The following is a 1,363-nucleotide window of genomic DNA, read 5'->3' as shown; positions in this document are numbered from 1 at the left end:
CGCCAGTGCGCGGACACACCCCAGAAGATCAAGAACTTCCTGGCTCTCCTGGCGGCGAAGCTGCACCGGAAACTCGACAACGGTGCCAGGCGCCTCTGATCTTGTCGGTTCGAGGTGTCATCATGATGCGAGGGTCAGCCCGGTCTCGGCGATGAAGCCGTCAAGGAGGTCGGGGCGGTACTGCATCTTCTTCAGTCGGGTGCGGACCACGGCGGCGAGTTGGTCGGTAGTGCAGGCGGCGATGTTGCCCAGGCTCTTCTTCAGGTGGGCCCACACCCCCTCGTCGGGGTTCAACTCCGGGCAATAGGGCGGGAGCCGCCAGGCCGTCAGCCACGGTCGTGCGGCAAGGAGACCGCGCATCGCGGCGTCTTTGTGGATCGTGGCGTTGTCCCAGATCAGGACGATGTCGCGGTCACCGAGCTGGTGATGGGCCGTGTCCAGCAGCCGGGCCAGGTCTGGTTCCTCGAAGCCCTTCTTCTCGCCCTTGCGGTGGTGATGGACCAGCATCCGGAAAACCAGGCGGGTGCGCTCGTCGGGACGGACACACACCATGGAGGCCATCGAGACCCGCCCCGAGCCGCTACCCGTCACGTCCACCACCGGCGTGTGTCCGCGGCGGGACCAGGTCCGCGCCTTCGGCGGCCGCAGGCCCTGCCCGGCCTCGTCCTCGAAGCACAACCACGCGTCCCGCTCCCTCACCGTCTTTCCACCCGCGGCCAGGTCTCCTTCACCCAGGTCGCCACCGCCTGCTCGTCCCGCTCGACGGCCCGGTGCTGCGGCACCTGCACACTGAAGCCCATCTCGTGCAGGATCCGCGCGGTCTGCTTGATGCTGAACCGGACGTGGAAACGGCGCGCGATCACCGTCGCCACCCGGGCCAGGGTCCAGCGCTGGTCCTCCACCCAGCCGTGCGCGGCCGGCCCCTGCTCGAGCGCCTCCTCCAGCCAGGCCCGCCACTCGGGTCTCATCCGCGACGGCCGCCCGCTCGGCCCCTTGGACGCCAACGCCTCGACGCCGCCCGCCACCCAGCGCGCATGCCAGGCATAGGCCGACTTCCGCGAGACCCGCAACCGCTTGGCCACCAGCGGCGGCGCGATCCCCTCCTCGAACATGTCGGCGGCCTCCAAGCGCACCAGCTCCCGCCGGGCCCGCTCCCGCGCGGTCAGGCCACCACCATCGGGATACCTCATACCTCCGGCCTACACCCAAACCGGACAGCCCTCACCCCGAACCGACAAGATCAACTGCGCGAGGCGGACCGACACCTCAGAGGGCGTTAAGTCCGGTTCTGGATGATCTGGTGTCGCCCGTTCGTGGGTACGAAGTCGTTCAGGCTGACTTGCGTGTCGTGTGCATGATGGGG

Annotated in this window: 2 protein-coding genes; both read right to left on the bottom strand. The window is 68.6% G+C overall.

Translation table 11 applies throughout. The annotated features are described in order from the left end of the window. Positions 1-120 precede the first annotated feature (120 nt). Positions 121-699 carry a transposase gene (locus AB0442_RS42460; RefSeq protein ID WP_366168848.1) on the bottom strand — a complete coding sequence of 193 codons (579 nt, stop codon included), beginning with the start codon at positions 697-699 and terminating at the stop codon, positions 121-123. After that, a complete protein-coding gene (locus tag AB0442_RS42455) occupies positions 696-1,190 on the bottom strand; it encodes a winged helix-turn-helix domain-containing protein (RefSeq protein ID WP_366168847.1) in 495 nt (164 codons plus the stop codon). The genes AB0442_RS42460 and AB0442_RS42455 overlap by 4 nt, the downstream gene beginning before the upstream one ends. Positions 1,191-1,363 lie beyond the last annotated feature (173 nt).

It is taken from the genome of Kitasatospora sp. NPDC085895, from assembly GCF_040702125.1.
Classification (GTDB): domain Bacteria; phylum Actinomycetota; class Actinomycetes; order Streptomycetales; family Streptomycetaceae; genus Kitasatospora; species Kitasatospora arboriphila.
Note: the sequence above shows the minus strand (reverse complement) of the source record. Positions and strands in the feature narration are given on the sequence as shown.

Excerpts from the sequence above, each read along its gene's own strand:
- AB0442_RS42455 (WP_366168847.1), bottom strand. The coding sequence starts at position 1,190 with ATGAGGTATCCCGATGGTGGTGGCCTGACCGCGCGGGAGCGGGCCCGG.